Origin of the sequence: Klenkia marina, from assembly GCF_900101025.1 — a bacterium.
Lineage (GTDB): Bacteria > Actinomycetota > Actinomycetes > Mycobacteriales > Geodermatophilaceae > Klenkia > Klenkia marina.
Genome location: NZ_FMUH01000001.1, coordinates 59,932 through 75,054, shown reverse-complemented (window position 1 = coordinate 75,054; position 15,123 = coordinate 59,932). Strand labels below are relative to the sequence as shown.

General features: G+C 73.4%; 16 protein-coding genes and 1 tRNA gene. 10 read left to right on the top strand and 7 right to left on the bottom strand.

The genetic code is table 11. The features are described 5' to 3' along the window. Positions 1–19 precede the first annotated feature (19 nt). The 5 genes from kdpF (at position 20) to BLP29_RS00360 (ending at position 4,523) form a co-directional block, all read left to right on the top strand. On the top strand, positions 20–109 hold the full coding sequence (gene kdpF, locus BLP29_RS20525) for a K(+)-transporting ATPase subunit F (protein ID WP_133378925.1): 90 nt from the start codon (positions 20–22) through the stop codon (positions 107–109). After that, complete coding sequence (gene kdpA, locus BLP29_RS00375) at positions 109–1,728, top strand: potassium-transporting ATPase subunit KdpA (RefSeq protein ID WP_092798798.1); 1,620 nt, start codon at positions 109–111, stop codon at positions 1,726–1,728. The genes kdpF and kdpA overlap by 1 nt, the downstream gene beginning before the upstream one ends. Continuing rightward, positions 1,725–3,749 carry a potassium-transporting ATPase subunit KdpB gene (kdpB, locus tag BLP29_RS00370; RefSeq protein WP_092798797.1) on the top strand — a complete coding sequence of 675 codons (2,025 nt, stop codon included), beginning with the start codon at positions 1,725–1,727 and terminating at the stop codon, positions 3,747–3,749. Before kdpA ends, kdpB begins: the two co-directional genes overlap by 4 nt. After that, entirely contained in the window at positions 3,749–4,336 is a 588-nt protein-coding gene (gene kdpC, locus BLP29_RS00365; protein ID WP_092798796.1) for a potassium-transporting ATPase subunit KdpC, read from the top strand. Before kdpB ends, kdpC begins: the two co-directional genes overlap by 1 nt. 111 nt (positions 4,337–4,447) lie before the next feature. Continuing rightward, a tRNA-Ala gene (locus BLP29_RS00360) sits at positions 4,448–4,523 on the top strand. A gap of 103 nt (positions 4,524–4,626) precedes the next feature. On the opposite strand, the gene BLP29_RS00355 is transcribed toward BLP29_RS00360, so the two are convergent. Next, entirely contained in the window at positions 4,627–5,481 is an 855-nt protein-coding gene (locus BLP29_RS00355; protein ID WP_207798237.1) for a nucleotidyltransferase domain-containing protein, read from the bottom strand. 45 nt (positions 5,482–5,526) lie between these two features. Here BLP29_RS00355 and BLP29_RS00350 point away from each other — a divergent pair, with 45 nt between their 5' ends. Beyond that, entirely contained in the window at positions 5,527–6,900 is a 1,374-nt protein-coding gene (locus BLP29_RS00350) for a CCA tRNA nucleotidyltransferase (RefSeq protein WP_092798795.1), read from the top strand. 30 nt (positions 6,901–6,930) lie between these two features. On the opposite strand, the gene BLP29_RS00345 is transcribed toward BLP29_RS00350, so the two are convergent. Together BLP29_RS00345 and BLP29_RS00340 are read right to left on the bottom strand one after the other, a co-directional pair. Continuing rightward, a complete protein-coding gene (locus BLP29_RS00345) occupies positions 6,931–7,131 on the bottom strand; it encodes a hypothetical protein (protein WP_092798794.1) in 201 nt (66 codons plus the stop codon). 66 nt (positions 7,132–7,197) lie between these two features. Next, a complete protein-coding gene (locus BLP29_RS00340; protein WP_165839229.1) occupies positions 7,198–7,992 on the bottom strand; it encodes a glycerophosphodiester phosphodiesterase in 795 nt (264 codons plus the stop codon). A 62-nt stretch (positions 7,993–8,054) separates the two neighbouring features. On the opposite strand from BLP29_RS00340, the gene BLP29_RS00335 reads away from it, so the two are divergent. The 3 genes from BLP29_RS00335 (at position 8,055) to BLP29_RS00325 (ending at position 10,933) form a co-directional block, all read left to right on the top strand. Continuing rightward, the gene (locus BLP29_RS00335) at positions 8,055–9,149 is read left to right on the top strand and encodes an SDR family oxidoreductase (RefSeq protein ID WP_092800491.1); all 1,095 of its coding nucleotides are present in this window, start codon (positions 8,055–8,057) and stop codon (positions 9,147–9,149) included. 107 nt (positions 9,150–9,256) lie between these two features. Further along, positions 9,257–10,477 carry an HNH endonuclease gene (locus tag BLP29_RS00330; RefSeq protein ID WP_092798792.1) on the top strand — a complete coding sequence of 407 codons (1,221 nt, stop codon included), beginning with the start codon at positions 9,257–9,259 and terminating at the stop codon, positions 10,475–10,477. Positions 10,478–10,669: 192 nt separating this feature from the next. Next, a complete protein-coding gene (locus BLP29_RS00325) occupies positions 10,670–10,933 on the top strand; it encodes a TrmH family RNA methyltransferase (protein WP_207798236.1) in 264 nt (87 codons plus the stop codon). Here the strand turns inward: BLP29_RS00325 and BLP29_RS00320 are convergent. From BLP29_RS00320 to BLP29_RS00305, 4 genes are read right to left on the bottom strand one after another with little or no spacing between them, the layout of a single operon-like run. Further along, positions 10,909–11,493 carry a DUF1353 domain-containing protein gene (locus BLP29_RS00320; protein WP_092798790.1) on the bottom strand — a complete coding sequence of 195 codons (585 nt, stop codon included), beginning with the start codon at positions 11,491–11,493 and terminating at the stop codon, positions 10,909–10,911. The genes BLP29_RS00325 and BLP29_RS00320 overlap by 25 nt on opposite strands. A gap of 6 nt (positions 11,494–11,499) precedes the next feature. After that, positions 11,500–12,513: an adenosine deaminase gene (locus BLP29_RS00315; RefSeq protein WP_243469588.1), complete on the bottom strand. Its 1,014-nt coding sequence runs from the start codon at positions 12,511–12,513 to the stop codon at positions 11,500–11,502. Between the two features lie 5 nt (positions 12,514–12,518). After that, the gene (locus BLP29_RS00310; RefSeq protein WP_092798789.1) at positions 12,519–12,917 is read right to left on the bottom strand and encodes a TIGR03618 family F420-dependent PPOX class oxidoreductase; all 399 of its coding nucleotides are present in this window, start codon (positions 12,915–12,917) and stop codon (positions 12,519–12,521) included. Positions 12,918–12,928: 11 nt separating this feature from the next. Beyond that, complete coding sequence (locus tag BLP29_RS00305) at positions 12,929–13,849, bottom strand: aldose 1-epimerase family protein (protein WP_092798788.1); 921 nt, start codon at positions 13,847–13,849, stop codon at positions 12,929–12,931. A gap of 255 nt (positions 13,850–14,104) precedes the next feature. On the opposite strand from BLP29_RS00305, the gene BLP29_RS00300 reads away from it, so the two are divergent. Next, entirely contained in the window at positions 14,105–15,061 is a 957-nt protein-coding gene (locus BLP29_RS00300; protein ID WP_243469699.1) for an ABC transporter substrate-binding protein, read from the top strand. Positions 15,062–15,123 lie beyond the last annotated feature (62 nt).

The window sequence follows — 15,123 nt, the reverse complement described above, 5'->3', positions numbered from 1 at the left end:
TTCGAGGGGTGGAGAAGCTGTGACTGCGCTCGATGTGGTCGGACTGGCGGTGGCGGTGGGCCTGGTCGGCTACCTGCTGGCCTCCCTGCTGTTCTCGGAGAGGTTCTGATGACCGGGTGGCTGCAGGTCGGCCTCCTGGTCCTGGCCCTCGGTCTGGCGCACAAGCCGCTGGGCGACTGGATGGCCCGGGTGTTCACCGCGGAGAAGCACTGGCGGGTGGAGAAGCTGGCCTACCGCGTGGTCGGGGTGGACGCCGACGCCGAGCAGCGCTGGCCCACCTACCTGCGCAGCGTGCTGGCGTTCTCGCTGGTCGGCGTGCTGTTGCTCTACTCGTTGCAGCGACTGCAAGCACTGCTCCCGCTGGGCAACGGCATGCCGGGCGTCGAGCCCTCCAGTGCCTGGAACACCGCGGTCAGCTTCGTGACCAACACGAACTGGCAGGGCTACGCGGGCGAGTCGACGATGGGCCACCTCGTGCAGATGGCCGGCCTGGCGGTGCAGAACTTCGTGTCCGCCGCGGTGGGCCTCGCTGTCCTGGTGGCCCTGGTGCGGGGGTTCTTGCGCCGGGGCACCGACCGGCTGGGCAACGCGTGGGTGGACATCACCCGGGCCGTCGTCCGGCTGCTGCTGCCCCTGGCGGTGGTCGCGACGGTCGTCATGGTGCTCGGCGGCGTCGTCCAGAACCTGTCGGCCGGCACCGACGTCACCACGCTGGCCGGGGGGTCGCAGTTCGTGCCGGGCGGTCCGGTGGCCTCGCAGGAGGCGATCAAGGAGCTGGGCACCAACGGCGGCGGGTTCTTCAACGCCAACTCCGCGCACCCCTTCGAGGGGCCGACCGCGTGGGTGTCGCTGTTCCAGGTCTTCCTGATGCTGCTGATCCCGTTCTCGCTCCCGCGCACCTTCGGCCGCATGGTCGGCGACCGCAAGCAGGGGCTGGCGATCCTCGGCGTGATGGGCCTGCTGGCCGCGGTGTCGGTGTCGCTGATCAGCACCTTCCAGGCCGGGGCGCTGCCCGAGGGCCAGGAGGTGCGCTTCGGCGGGCCGCTCTCGTCGCTGTTCGCCGCGGCCACCACGCTCACCTCGACCGGCGCGGTCAACTCGATGCACGACAGCTACACGCCGCTGGGCGGCATGGTGACGCTGTTCAACATGATGCTGGGCGAGGTCGCGCCCGGCGGGGTCGGCTCGGGCCTCTACGGGATGCTCGTGCTCGCCGTCGTCGCGGTCTTCGTGGCCGGGCTCATGGTCGGCCGGACGCCGGAGTACCTGGGCAAGAAGCTCGGCCGCCGCGAGATGACCCTGGCCAGCCTCTACATCCTGACCACGCCGGCGATCGTGCTGGTCGGGACGGCGGTCGCCGTCGCGGTGCCCGCCGGGCAGGCCGGGATGCTCAACAGCGGCCCGCACGGGTTGAGCGAGGTGCTCTACGCCTTCACCTCCGCCGGCAACAACAACGGCTCGGCGTTCGCCGGGCTCAGTGCCAACACGCCCTTCTGGAACACCGCGCTCGGGCTGGCGATGCTGCTCGGCCGCTTCGTGCCGATCGTGCTGGTGCTCGCGCTGGCCGGCCGGCTGGCCGCCCAGGGGAAGGTGCCGGTCACCGCCGGGACCCTGCCCACCCACCGCCCGCTGTTCGCCGGGCTGCTCACCGCCGTCGTCCTCGTGGTCGTCGGTCTCACCTACTTCCCGGTGCTCGCACTCGGGCCGCTCGCCGAAGGGCTCTCATGACCGCCGTCCTGGACCGGACCCCTGCCCCCGAGCAGACCCGGCCGACCATCGAGTGGGGTCCGGCGCTGGCCGGCGCCGTGCGCAAGCTCGACCCGCGGGGGCTGGTGCGCCAGCCCGTGGTGTTCACCGTCTGGGTCGGCTCGGTGTTCTCCACCGTGCTGGCCGTGCTCGAACCCACGGTGTTCGGCTGGGCCATCGCGGTCTGGCTGTGGCTGACCGTGCTGTTCGCCAACGTGGCCGAGTCGGTGGCCGAGGGCCGTGGCAAGGCGCAGGCCGCCTCGCTGCGCAGGGCCAAGACCACCGCGGTCGCGATCACGGAGGACGGCCGCGAGGTCGCGGCCGCCGACCTGCGCCCGGGTGACCGGGTGGTCGTGGTCGCCGGGCAGCAGATCCCCGGCGACGGCGACGTCGTGGCGGGGATCGCCAGTGTCGACGAATCGGCCATCACCGGGGAGTCCGCCCCGGTGATCCGCGAGTCCGGCGGCGACCGGTGCGCCGTGACCGGCGGTACGACGGTGCTCTCGGACCGCATCGTCGTGCAGATCACCAGCAAGCCCGGCGAGACGTTCGTCGACCGGATGATCGCGCTGGTCGAGGGCGCCGCGCGGCAGAAGACGCCCAACGAGACGGCGCTGAACATCCTGCTGTCGTCGCTGACCATCGTGTTCCTGCTCGCCGTGGTGACGCTGCAGCCCGTGGCGGTCTACGCGGGCGCCGGGCAGTCGATGACCGTGCTCATCGCGCTGGTGGTCTGCCTGATCCCGACCACCATCGGCGCGCTGCTGAGCGCGATCGGCATCGCCGGGATGGACCGGCTGGTGCAGCGCAACGTGCTGGCCATGAGCGGCCGCGCGGTGGAGGCGGCCGGCGACGTCGGCACGCTGCTGCTGGACAAGACCGGCACGATCACGCTGGGCAACCGGCAGGCCGCCCGCTTCGTGCCGGTCGGTTCGGCGTCGGACGACGAGGTGGCCCGCGCCGCCGTGCTCGCGTCGCTGGCCGACGAGACGCCGGAGGGCCGGTCGGTCGTCGTCCTGGGCGGGGGAGCGGTCGACCGCCCGGCGGGGGCGGAGTTCGTGGAGTTCACCGCGCAGACCCGGATGAGCGGGGTCGACCTGCCCGGGGGCCGGCAGCTGCGCAAGGGTGCCGCCGGGGCCGTGCAGGCCTGGGTCCGTGGCCTCGAGGGTTCCGTGGACCCCTCGGTGGGGACGGTCGTGGCGGACATCTCGACCGCCGGTGGGACGCCGCTGGTGCTGGCCGAGAACGGTCCGGACGGCGCCCGGGTGCTCGGCGTCATCGAGCTCAAGGACGTCGTGAAGCCCGGGATGCGCGAGCGCTTCGACGAGCTGCGGCGCATGGGCATCCGCACCGTGATGATCACCGGCGACAACGAGGCCACGGCCCGGGCGATCGCCGCCGAGGCCGGGGTGGACGACGTCCTGGCGGAGGCGACGCCGGAGGACAAGCTGGCGCTCATCGCTCGCGAGCAGGAGGGCGGCCGGCTGGTCGCGATGACCGGGGACGGCACGAACGACGCCCCGGCGCTCGCCCAGGCCGACGTCGGCGTCGCGATGAACACCGGGACGTCGGCGGCGAAGGAGGCCGGCAACATGGTCGACCTCGACAGCGACCCCACGAAGCTCATCGAGATCGTGGCGATCGGCAAGCAGTTGCTGATCACCCGCGGTTCGCTGACCACGTTCTCCATCGCCAACGACCTGGCCAAGTACTTCGCGATCCTGCCGGCGATGTTCGCGCCCGTCTTCCCCGGGCTGGACACGCTCAACGTGATGCGCCTGCACTCGCCGGAGTCGGCGATCCTCTCCGCGGTCGTCTTCAACGCGCTGATCATCGTGGCGCTGGTGCCGCTCGCCCTTCGCGGTGTGCGGTACCGACCCGGGACGGCGTCCGCGCTGCTCTCCCGCAACCTCCTGGTCTACGGCGTCGGCGGCGTGGTGCTGCCCTTCGTCGGGATCAAGGCCATCGACCTGCTCGTGTCTCTGATTCCCGGGATCTCGTGATGACTCGTCAACTGCTCGCCTCTGTCCGTGCCCTGCTGCTCGCCACGGTGGTGCTCGGCCTCGCCTATCCACTGCTGATGACCGGCTTCGCCCAGGTGGTGGTGCCTTCGCGCGCCGACGGATCGCTGGTCACGTCGGCCGGCGGGACGGTGGTCGGGTCGTCGCTGATCGGCCAGGGCTTCGTGGACGCCGACGGCGCGCCGCTGCCGCAGTACTTCCAGTCCCGGCCGTCGGCGGGGGACTGGGACGGCGCGGCGTCCGGGGGGTCGAACCTCGGTCCGTCGTCACCCGAGCTCGCCGACGCGGTGGCGTCCCGGCGTTCGGAGGTGGCCTCGTTCAACGGGGTGCCCGAGTCGGCGGTGCCCGACGACGCGGTGACGACGTCGGCGTCCGGGCTGGACCCGGGCATCTCGCCGGCCTACGCGGCGATCCAGGTCGACCGGGTGGCTGCTGCTCGCGGGGTGTCGCCGTCCGAGGTCCAGGCGCTGGTCTCCGCCGCGACCCACGGCCGTGACCTGGGCTTCATCGGGGCGCCGTTCGTCGACGTCCTGGACCTCAACCTGGCCCTGGACCGCGCCTTCGGCTGACCCGTGCGGGGTCCCGGTCATGACACGCCGATGACCGGGACCCCCCTGCGGGGAGGCCGCCGGGGGACTGTATGGTTGTCAACGGCTCGGACACACCAGACCGGGTCGCAAGGGGCTGTGGCGCAGCTGGTAGCGCACCACACTGGCAGTGTGGGGGTCAGGGGTTCGAGTCCCCTCAGCTCCACCATCGACTGGCCGCTCACCCACCGGGTGGGCGGCCTTCGTCGTGCGGTGCAGCTTCTCGTCGAGGCCGACCGCCCAGCTCGATCGTCACCCGACCGGCCCACCGATCAACGGCGCAGCGTCGGCTGCCTGGCCCAGGAGGCCAGGTAGCTGCGGTGCAGCCAGGCATCGACCCACGCCCGGTCGGGCTCGTCGGGGACGGTCGAGCTCTCCCGCAGCCCGATCAGCCGCTGCTCGGCGGCGTCGACGGCGGCGACCACCTCGGCCAGCGGCACCTCGCCCCGGCGCACCGCACGCAGGTACGAGCGGTCGGGCTCGGGCACCGGCAGCGTGATCCGGCCGGTGCTCAGCAGCTCGACGCCCTGCACCCCCAGCCGCAGCGCGTGCATCGCGTACTTGGTGTCGTACCCGTGCAGCGCCACGAGTTCGGGCCGATTGGTGTGCGCGCCGACCTCACCGGTCATCGCCGCACGCTGGCCGGTCAGGTAGCCCAGGAACCGGTCGGCGGCCAGCCGTGACACGAACCGGTGCGCGTTGTCGACCAGCTCCGCGCCTGCCTCGTCGCGGTGCACCACCTCGGCGTCCGGGACGAAGAGCAGCAGCAGGACCGTCGGGTTGCCGGCCAGCGCCAGCCTCGCCCACTTGCGCGCCGAGTAGACGACCACGTCGAGGTCGCCGGCGCCCGACCGGTTGGCCAGCCCGCCGGGCCGGTCCCACACGGTGTGCCGCTGGTACTGCTCGAACGGGATCCCGTCGCCCACCCGGGCCACCCCGGTGACGTACTGCGGTGGCTCCAGGCAGATGCCCATCTCGTCGCGGTCGTCCTGCCCGCCGATCGACGTCCCGTGCACCCCGGACCCGACCTGCACCCGCAGGATCGTGCCCTCCTCGGCGATGCGCCGGGCCTCCTCCGAGGCGTGCGGGTGGTCGTACCCGGCCGGCAGCGACCGGTCCCCGAGCACGACCGACGACCGAATGCGGGCTGACACGGCCGTCACACTCCCAGGGTGACCACGGTGCGGACAGCCGATTTCCCGCTGAGCGGCGCGACCGACGCCGCGGTGCGGGCGATCAGCGCTGCCGGTGGGCAGCCCTACCTGGTCGGCGGCTGCGTGCGCGACGCCCTGCTCGCCCCCGGCAGCACGCCCAAGGACGTCGACCTCGAGGTGTTCGGCCTCGGGCTCGACGACCTGCGCCGCGCCCTGCAGACCGTCGGCCGGGTCGACGAGGTGGGCCGCTCGTTCGCCGTCCTCAAGGTCCGACGGGACGGCGAGGACCTCGACGTCGCCGTGCCCACGACAGGCCCGGGCGCCCGGCCCGAGGACGCCGCCCGCCGGCGCGACTTCACGGTCAACGCGCTGATGGTCGACCCGCTGACGGGGGAGCTGCTCGACGCGGTGGGCGGGGTGGCCGACCTGCGCGACGGGGTGCTGCGGCACACCGGGCCCGCCTTCGGCGACGACCCGCTGCGGGTGCTGCGCGGCGTCCGGTTCGCGGCGCGCTTCGGCTTCCGGCTGGCCCGCGAGACCGCGGAGCTGTGCCGCACGCTGCCCTTCGGCGACCTGCCGGTCGAGCGCATCTGGGGCGAGTGGCGAGGCATCGGCGAGACCGGCCGGCACCTGAGCGCGGCGGTCGCCGCGCTGGAGGCGTCGGGCTGGCTCGCGCACGTGCCGCTGCTGGCCCGGCTCGCCGGCGTGCCGCAGGACCCGCGCTGGCACCCGGAGGGCGACGTGCTCACCCACTCCGCACTGGCCGGGGACGCCGCCGCCGCGCTCGCCGACGCGGCGGGGCTGACCGGCGACGACCGCACCGTCGTCGTCCTCGGCGCGCTGCTGCACGACGTCGGCAAGGCCACCCACACGCAGCACCGGGCCGACGGCCGGATCACCTCGTACGGCCACGCCGAGGCCGGTGCCGACGTGGCCCGCGAGCTGCTGACCGGGATCGGCGCGCCGCCGTCCCTGGTGGACCGTGTCGTCCCCGTCGTGCGTGAGCACATGGTGGCCACCACCGCGCAGGGCCCGAGCCGTGCGGCGGTGCGCCGGCTGGCCCGCCGGCTGGTCCCGGCGACGATGACCGAGTGGTCGTTGGTGTGCGGCGCCGACCACGCCGGCCGGGGCGCCGGGTCCGGTCCGAACCCGACCACGGCGTGGCTCGAGCTGGCCGCCACGGCCGGGGTGGACCGCCGTCCCGGCCGGCCCCTGCTGCGCGGCGCCGACCTCGTCGCCCTCGGGCACGCCCCGGGCCCGGGGTTCGGCGCCGTCCTGGCTGTCGCGCTGGCTGCCCAGGACGACGGGGCGTTCACCGACCGGGACGGCGCGCTGGCGTGGCTGCGCGACCTGGCTGCGGACGGGCGGCTGGACGAGCTCCTGCGGGGCTGACCTGCCGACCGGTCCGCAGCGGGGGAGCAGCTACCGGGAGTTCTGCCGGCGGGCGATGACCACGGCCACGACGAGCACCAGCGCCAGCGGGGCCCAGCCGGGCAGGCCGAAGGGACCGAGGATCAGCTGGGCGATGAAGATGATCAGCTGGAACGCGATGAAGAAGCCCACGAGCAGCACGAGCATGTAGAGCAGCGGGCGTTCGGACTGCAGTTGCCGCAGGTAGTCCATGCCGCCCATGGTCGGCGCCCGCGCGTCGCCCGTCGAGCCGCCCCGCCGTGCTCTCGCCCGGGAGGGTCAGCGCGGGACGACCTCGGTGACCCCGGCGACCATGAGACCGGTGGCCCCGGCGGCCAGTGCCTGCTGCGCCTGGGCGTCGTCGCGCACCACGTGCCCGAACACCCGCCTGCCGGTCGCCAGCGCCGTCGTCCAGTCGGCGGCCGGGGCGTCCCACTGCAGCGCGACGATGTCCCACGCCGACTGCGTGGCGGCGAAGTCGGCCATGTTCGTCGGGTAGTAGTAGCCCCACGTCGTGTAGCCCCGGGCGCGGGCCTGCTCGGTCCACGCCCGGCCGCTGAAGAAGCCCTTCACCACGAACCGACCCGGACCGCCGGCGGCGTCGAGCAGGTCCAGCAACCCCGGGACGTCGGCGCTCGGCTTGTCGTCGACCAGCCACACGCGGTCGGGGTGCGCGGCGAGCACGTCGCTCAGCCGGGCCAGCGGCTGGCCGCCGTCGACCGTGCGCAGCTGCGAGAGCTGGGCCCAGGTGCTGGTGGCGATGTCGAGGTCGACGTCGAACTCGGCGCCGGTGGTCGCGTCGTGGCAGACGACCCACACGCCGTCGGCGGTCAGCCACACGGGGGCCTCCAGCGCGAGGTCCGGCGACCACGCGGCGGCCTGGTCGTAGGCGAACGTGGTGCCCTCGGGCCAGTCGGCGCTGCCACCGCGGTGCGCGATCAGCGAGGGCTCCGCGGCCAGCCACCGCTCGACCGGGGTGGCGATCGGCTGCAGCACCGTCGCCCGGTCGGCGGCACAGCCGGTCAGCACCGTCGCCGCGAGCGCCACGGCCAGCAGCGCACGGGTCGTCGTCACGCGGCCGACGCTAGCGGCCCGGGTGCGGAACACCAGGACGACGGGCGGTGCTGCCCCTGGGGATGAGCATCGACAGCACCCCCACCCCGCCCTTCCTCGGCGCGCACGCCCTCGTGGTGGGCGCCAGCGGCATCACCGGCAGCGCGCTGGTCGAGAAGCTGACCTCCGGCGGTTGGGAGGTCTCGGGCCTGTCGCGCAACCCGGTGCCCGGTTCGTCGGCCCGTCACGTCCGGGCCGACCTGCGCTCGCCCGACTCGCTGGCCGAGGCGTTGGGGGAGCTGCGGCCCACCCACGTCTTCTTCTGCGCCTGGTCCAAGCAGGACACCGAGGCCGAGAACATCGTCGTCAACAAGGCGATGGTCGCCGACCTGCTCGCCGCGCTGGCGCCGGGCCGCAGCCTGCGGCACGTCGCACTGGTCACCGGGCTCAAGCACTACCTCGGCCCGTTCGAGGCCTACGCGCAGGGCGAGATGCCCGACACCCCGTTCCTCGAGGACGCCGACCGGCTGCCGGTCGAGAACTTCTACTACGCCCAGGAGGACGCGCTGTTCGCCGCCGCGGCGGAGCAGGGCTTCACCTGGAGCGTGCACCGCTCGCACACCGTCATCGGGCACGCGGTCGGCAACGCGATGAACATGGGCTCGACGCTGGCCGCCTACGCCGCGATCTGCCGGGCGACGGGCCGGCCCTTCGTCTTCCCGGGCTCGCGGACGCAGTGGGACTCGCTGGTCGACATGACCGACGCCGGCCAGCTCGCCGACCACATGATCTGGGCGTCGATCACCGAGGCCGCGGCGGACCTGGCCTTCAACGTGGTCAACGGCGACGTCTTCCGCTGGCGGAACATGTGGCCGCGGCTGGCCGACGCCCTCGGCGTCGAGTCCGCCGGGTTCCCGGCCGAGCCGCAGCCGCTGGAGCAGCAGATGGCCGACGCCGAGCCGGTGTGGGCGCAGGTCGTCGCCGAGCACGACCTCGTCGAGCCCGACCTGGCGCGGGTGGCGTCGTGGTGGCACACCGACTCCGACCTCGGCCGCGAGATCGAGGTGCTGGCCGACATGAGCCGGTCGCGGCTGCTCGGGTTCACCGGCTACGTGCGCACCGAGGACTCGTTCCTGCGGCTGTTCGACCGCTACCGCGCCGAGCGCCTCATCCCCTGACGGTGTGCGGTCATGTGATGACGCTCTGACCTCGCCTTTCGTCTTGTCGCGCCGTCCGCCGTCGAGTATTCTTCGATCAGGTGTTCGAACGGATTGGAGGGGTAGGAATGAGCGAGTCGGCAGTGCTCACCGCCCCTGATCTGGATCTGTTGGTTGACGACGTCGAGACGTTGCACCACCTGTCCTCGGTGCAGGTGCTGGACCAGATGCGTGAGCTGGCGACCGAGCGCAACCGGCTGGATGCGGTGCTGGCGCGGTTGGCGCGGCATGCGGAGCTGACGCAGGCGGTGCAGGTCGACGGGTTGGTGTCGGTGCGGTCGTGGTTGATCGGGCACCTGCACCTGCCCGGTGCTGAGGCCTCGCGGATCGTGCGGGTGGGCCGTGCCGTGGAGCATCTCCCGGTCATGGGTGAGGCGTTCACCGACGGCACGGTGTCCGCCGCGCAGGTCGATGTGGTGGCTTCGGCGGTGGGGGACCGCGAGCGCGCCGCGGCGCAGCTGCAGGGCATCGACCTGGGCGTGTTCGACCGGGCCTGGACCGAGGTGGCCGTGACGTCCTCGCACCGGGCGCTGGTGACCGCGGTGCACGCGTTCGTGGAGGCGCTGGACCCTGACGGGGTGGAGCCGGACCCGGTGCAGCAGCGGGCGCTGTCGATCAGCACCCACGCTGATGGGACGGTGACCGGCCGGTTCGACCTCGATGCGGTCGGTGGGGAGAAGGTCAAGACGGCGTTGGAGTCGATCGTGCAGGCCGACCGGCCCGAAGGCGACCTGCGCACGCGGGTGCAGCGCCAGGCCGATGCGCTGGTGGCGTTGGCCGACCGGCAGCTGGGCGCAGGCGGGCTGCCGGTGCTGCGCAGCGTGAAGCCGCACGTGGTGGTCACCATCGGAGTCGAGGACCTGGTCGCCGACGGCACCGGCCCCGCCACCGCGGCGATGGGGTTCGGGGCCACCATCTCCGCCGCCCGCGCCCGCTGGCTGGCCTGCGACGCCACCGTCTCCCGCATCGTCATGGGCCCCGACGGGACCCCGCTGGACGTGGGCCGCACCCACCGGGTGGTCACCCCGGGGCTGCGGCGGGCGGTGGTGGCCCGGGACAAGACCTGCGTGTTCGCCGGCTGCGGCGCACCGCACCACTGGGCCGACGTCCACCACCTCGTGCACTGGGCGCACGGCGGGGAGACCTCGCTGGCCAACTCGGCGTTGCTGTGCGAACCCCACCACACCAAGGTCCACCACGGCTTCCGCGTCGAACGCGACCCCGGCGGCCGATGGCGCACCCACCGCCCCGACGGCACCGAGATCATCATCGGCCCCCGCATCGAGTAGGACGGACGACTGGGACGAGCCCGGTGCTGCGCGCTGCCCGCCTGTCGGTGCCGCGCCGACGCCGTCATCGACTGCTTCCCGTGTGCCCGGCGCAACGAGGCGCAACGAGGCGTCGCGCGGGCAAGCCTGGGACGAGACCCTCCGTCGACGATGGCCCCGGCGCGCCGCGGAGCGCCGTCCACCGGGGACCAGTTGAGCTGGCTCGCTCGCCAGCGGCGCGACGGCACCCAGGTGATCGGCGTCGAGCTCACCGACGAGTCGGTCCGGTTGGCCGACCTCCCCGCTGCTCGCGCGCGCACCGTCGTCGTCCTCGGGCACGAGCAGACCGGCATGCCGCCGGAAGCGCTGGAACTCGTGGACCTGGCCGTCGAGATCCCCATGGTCGGCACCGGCTCCAGCCTGGACGTCGCCGTCGCCGGGTCACTGGTGCTCTACCGGCTGTCCGGCTTGCTCTGAGGCGGGACGACACGCTCGTCGAGCCAGGATCCGGGCGGGTCGGCGGGGTGGCCGGTCAGGCGCAGCGCCAGCGTCAGCGCCCGGTCGACGACGGCGTCGACGGCCAGGCCGATGCCGACCACCAGCGACACCGGCACCACCAGCGGCACGGCCAGCACCGAGATGGCCAGCACGGCGGGCAGGTCGCGGGCTAACCCGGGCCGGCGCACCGGGCTGGCCACCGCGCCCCACCGCACGCCGGCCCACATCAGCCAGCGGCGCAGCACCGGCGTCCCCAGTTCCCGGCACATGCGGCGGAAGACGCCGTCGGCGTCCCGGCTGGAGACCTGCCCGGCGGCGATGCCGACCTCGCAGAACCAGTCGTGCACGACGGCGGCCGCCGTCCAGGGCCCGTCCGCCGGGATCAGCCACCGCACCGGCACGGGCACCGAGGCGAAGTCGGTGACGAAGCCGGTCGGCACCATCCACTGCTCGCTGCGGCCGGCGTAGACCAGCGGCTCGGTCAGCGACCACTCACCGCCGGCCAGCTGCTCGACGTGCGGGCGGGTCAGGAACGGCACGGCGGGTCACACCGCCCAGGCGTCGACCTGCGCGAGCAGCTCGGCCTTGCGCGCGTCGTCGGCGAACGACGCGCGCACCGACGCCGCGGCCAACCGGGCCAACTCGGGCGCGGTGAACCCCACCTGCACCAGGGCCGCGTAGTTCGCCCCGACGTACCCGCCGAAGTAGGCCGGGTCGTCGGAGTTCACGGTGACCGCCACCCCGGCGTCCAGCAGGGCCCGGATCGGGTGCGAGGCCAGGTCGGGCACGGCCCGCAGCCGGACGTTGGACAACGGGCACACCGTGAGCGGGATGCCGCGCTCGACCAGCAGGGCCAGCAGCGTCGGGTCCTCGACGGCCCGGATGCCGTGGTCCACCCGCTCGACACCGAGCAGCTCGACCGCCTCGACGACGTAGGACGGCGGGCCCTCCTCGCCGGCGTGCGCCACGCGGTGCAGGCCGAGGGCGGCGGCGCGCTCGAAGACCTCGACGAACAGCGCGGGCGGGTAGCCGACCTCGGCCGAGTCCAGGCCGATGCCGACCAGGTCGTGCACCCGGTGGGCGACGGCGTCCAGCGCCTCGTGCGCGGTGGCCACCGGCCGGTCGCGCACCACGGCGAGGATCACCCCGCCCGTGGTGCCCCGCGTGCGGCGGGCCTCGGCGAGCGCGGCCAGCATGCCGTCGAGCACGGCGTCGGCGGGGATGCCGTTGGCCAGGTGCACCTGCAGGTCGACGAACAGCTCGGCGTGCGCGACGCCGTCGCGGTGGGACCGCTCGAGGTAGGCCGCGGTGAGGTCGTGGAAGTCTTCGGCCGTGCGCAGCACCGGCATGCACGCGTAGTAGAGGTCCAGGAACGACTGCAGGTCGCCGAAGTCGTAGGCCGCCCGCAGTGCCGCGACGTCGGGGTAGGGGAGCACCACGCCGTTGCGCTGGGCCAGGGCGAACGCCAGCTCCGGCTCGAGGGTGCCCTCGACGTGCAGGTGCAGCTCGGCCTTGGGCAGTCGCGGCAGGGCGTCCAGCAGCGGGGTCGTCGGGTCCACCGGGATCAGCCCTGGGGCGAGTGCACGGAGTCGGCCTCGATGGTCAGCACCAACCGTTGCTGGTCGCGACCGCCGTACCAGGGGTAGGGCCCACCGGTGTACTTCTGCGACAGCTGCTCGATGTGCTCGACCGCCCCCACGGCGGTGATGTCCACGACCCGCCCGCGCACGGCGAAGTAGCGCGACGGGTCGGCCGGGTCGGCGACGTTGACCGCCACCCGCGGGTCGCGCTCGACGTTGCGCACCTTGCGGAACCCGGCGACGGAGTTGACCCGGATCCGGCCCTGGTCGTCGGCGTCGACCCAGGTCTGGGTCAGCTGCGGCCCGCCGTCGGGCATCAGCGTGGCGACGAAGCAGGGGGCGGGGGAGCGGAGCAGGTCGAGCAGCGCCGGGGGCAGGTCCATGCCCGGTGACGCTACGGCTGCAACGCCTCGATCTCCCACGCGGCGGTGTGCGACTGCCCGGGCGCCAGGACGACGAGGTCGGTGCCGGTGTTCAACGCGTCGGGCGGGCAGGTCATCGGCTCGACGGCCAGGCCCACGCGGTCGTCGGCGGGGTCGGGCCGGTCCGCCGTGTGCACCTGGACCCACGGCAGGTCCTCGGCCGACCAGTGCATGGCCACTCCGCCGCCGTCGGCGGCCCGCACGGTGGCCGTGGCCCGGGCGCCGCCGGCCACCCCGGTGTAGGCGTGGTCCACCGCCACCCCGCGCAGCGGGCGCGGGGCCCGGAAATCCAGGTCGGTGGTGCCGACGTCGACCAGCCCGGTGGGCAGCAACCGCTCGTCGTCGACGGTGAGCACCTGCTCGGCGGCCAGCTCGAACTCCCAGTCGTCGACCCGCCCGGGGCCCGCGACCAGGTAGGGGTGCACCGAGCTGCCCCAGGGCGCGGGGCCGTCGCCGGGGTTGTGGCCCTCGACGGTCCAGCGCAGCCCGGTGGGCGTGAGCTCGTACCCGACGACGACGTCGAGGAGATGCGGCCAGCCCTGCTGCGGCCAGATGCGGGCACCCAGCCGGACGGCGGAGGCGGTGCGGTCGAGCAGTCGCCAGGCGCTCCAGCAGGTCAAGCCGTGCAGGGCGTTGCCCCGGTCGGGCTCGGTGAGCGCCAGCTGCTGGGTGCGGCCGTCGCGGGTGTACCGGCCGTCGGCCACCCGGTTGGGCCACGGCGCCAGCACCGAGCCCCGGTAGAGCGGGCGCGGGGTGTCGACGGGGAAGCCGACCACCAGGTCGCGGCCGGCCACGGTGAGGCTGCGCAGCCCCCCGCCCACCTCGGTGACCACGGCACGGACGTCGTCGAGGACGAGGTCGTGCTGCTCGCCGGTGGGGTGCAGGGCGCTCATGCGAGGGGTCTCCCGGAGCTGGAGGGGGAACGGGCCGCCGCAGTCTGATAGCGCTCACAGGTCGCCGTCAAGCAGCCCTGAGGCCCGTTTCGTCGCGTCATAGCCCGAGCTGATCCGTTGCACATTCGTTACCCACGATGTGCTTGACCCCACATGTGTGAGCGCTAACACTTCGGCCCAGAACGCGCCGGGGACCCCCGGCCCGGCTCGACAGGTGGAGGAACAGCGGTGTTCAAGAAGACGGTGGTGACTGCCATGGCGGTCGCGGTGGCGTTCGGTGCCACGGCCTGCGGCAGCAGCGACAGCGGCAGCGGCGGCTCCGGCGGTGGGGGCGAGGACGGCTCGATCACCATGGGCTTCTCCCAGGTGGGTGCCGAGAGCGGCTGGCGCACGGCGAACACCCAGTCGATCCAGGACTCCGCGGAGGAGGCCGGCATCGAGCTGCAGTTCTCCGACGCGCAGGGCGAGCAGGAGAACCAGATCTCGGCCATCCGCTCGTTCATCCAGCAGCGGGTCGACGTCATCGCGTTCTCCCCGGTCGTCGAGACCGGCTGGGACTCGGTGCTGCTCGAGGCGCAGCGCGCCGGCATCCCGGTGATCCTCACCGACCGCTCGGTCGACTCCGAGGACGACTCGCTCTACGAGACCTTCCTCGGGTCGGACTTCGTCGAGGAGGGCAAGAAGGCCGGCGAGTGGGCCGTGGAGAACTGGGGCTCGCAGCCGACCTACGTCGCCGAGCTGCAGGGCACCACGGGTGCCGCTCCGGCCCTCGACCGCCAGGAGGGCTTCGCCGACGCCATCGAGGGCACCGACAACATCCAGGTCGTCGCGTCGCAGTCGGGTGACTTCACCCGCGCCGGTGGCCGCGAGGTCATGGAGGCCATGCTCAACTCCAACCCGCAGATCAACGCGGTCTACGCCCACAACGACGACATGGCCCTGGGTGCCATCGAGGCCATCGAGGCCGCCGGCAAGGTGCCCGGCAAGGACATCCAGATCATCTCGGTCGACGCGGTCCGCGACGGCATGCAGGCGCTCGCCGACGGCAAGATCAACTTCATCGTCGAGTGCAACCCGCTGCTGGGCGGTCAGCTGATGGACCTCGCCGAGAAGGTCGTCGCCGGTGAGGACGTCCCGAAGCGGGTCGTCACCGAGGAGACCACCTTCACGCAGGAGCAGGCGATCGAGGCCCTGCCGAACCGGCAGTACTGATCCCCGGGCCGGGTCCCGCCGTCGGTGGCGGGACCCGGCCACCCGCCCCGCCGCCGTCCCCG

Bases quoted from the DNA above. Each gene is read 5' to 3' on its own strand.
- kdpA (WP_092798798.1), top strand. From the start codon at position 109: ATGACCGGGTGGCTGCAGGTCGGCCTCCTGGTCCTGGCCCTCGGTCTG.
- kdpB (WP_092798797.1), top strand. From the start codon at position 1,725: ATGACCGCCGTCCTGGACCGGACCCCTGCCCCCGAGCAGACCCGGCCG.
- kdpC (WP_092798796.1), top strand. From the start codon at position 3,749: ATGACTCGTCAACTGCTCGCCTCTGTCCGTGCCCTGCTGCTCGCCACG.
- BLP29_RS00345 (WP_092798794.1), bottom strand. From the start codon at position 7,131: ATGGACTACCTGCGGCAACTGCAGTCCGAACGCCCGCTGCTCTACATG.
- BLP29_RS00335 (WP_092800491.1), top strand. From the start codon at position 8,055: ATGAGCATCGACAGCACCCCCACCCCGCCCTTCCTCGGCGCGCACGCC.
- BLP29_RS00330 (WP_092798792.1), top strand. From the start codon at position 9,257: ATGAGCGAGTCGGCAGTGCTCACCGCCCCTGATCTGGATCTGTTGGTT.
- BLP29_RS00310 (WP_092798789.1), bottom strand. From the start codon at position 12,917: ATGGACCTGCCCCCGGCGCTGCTCGACCTGCTCCGCTCCCCCGCCCCC.
- BLP29_RS00305 (WP_092798788.1), bottom strand. From the start codon at position 13,849: ATGAGCGCCCTGCACCCCACCGGCGAGCAGCACGACCTCGTCCTCGAC.
- BLP29_RS00300 (WP_243469699.1), top strand. From the start codon at position 14,105: ATGGCGGTCGCGGTGGCGTTCGGTGCCACGGCCTGCGGCAGCAGCGAC.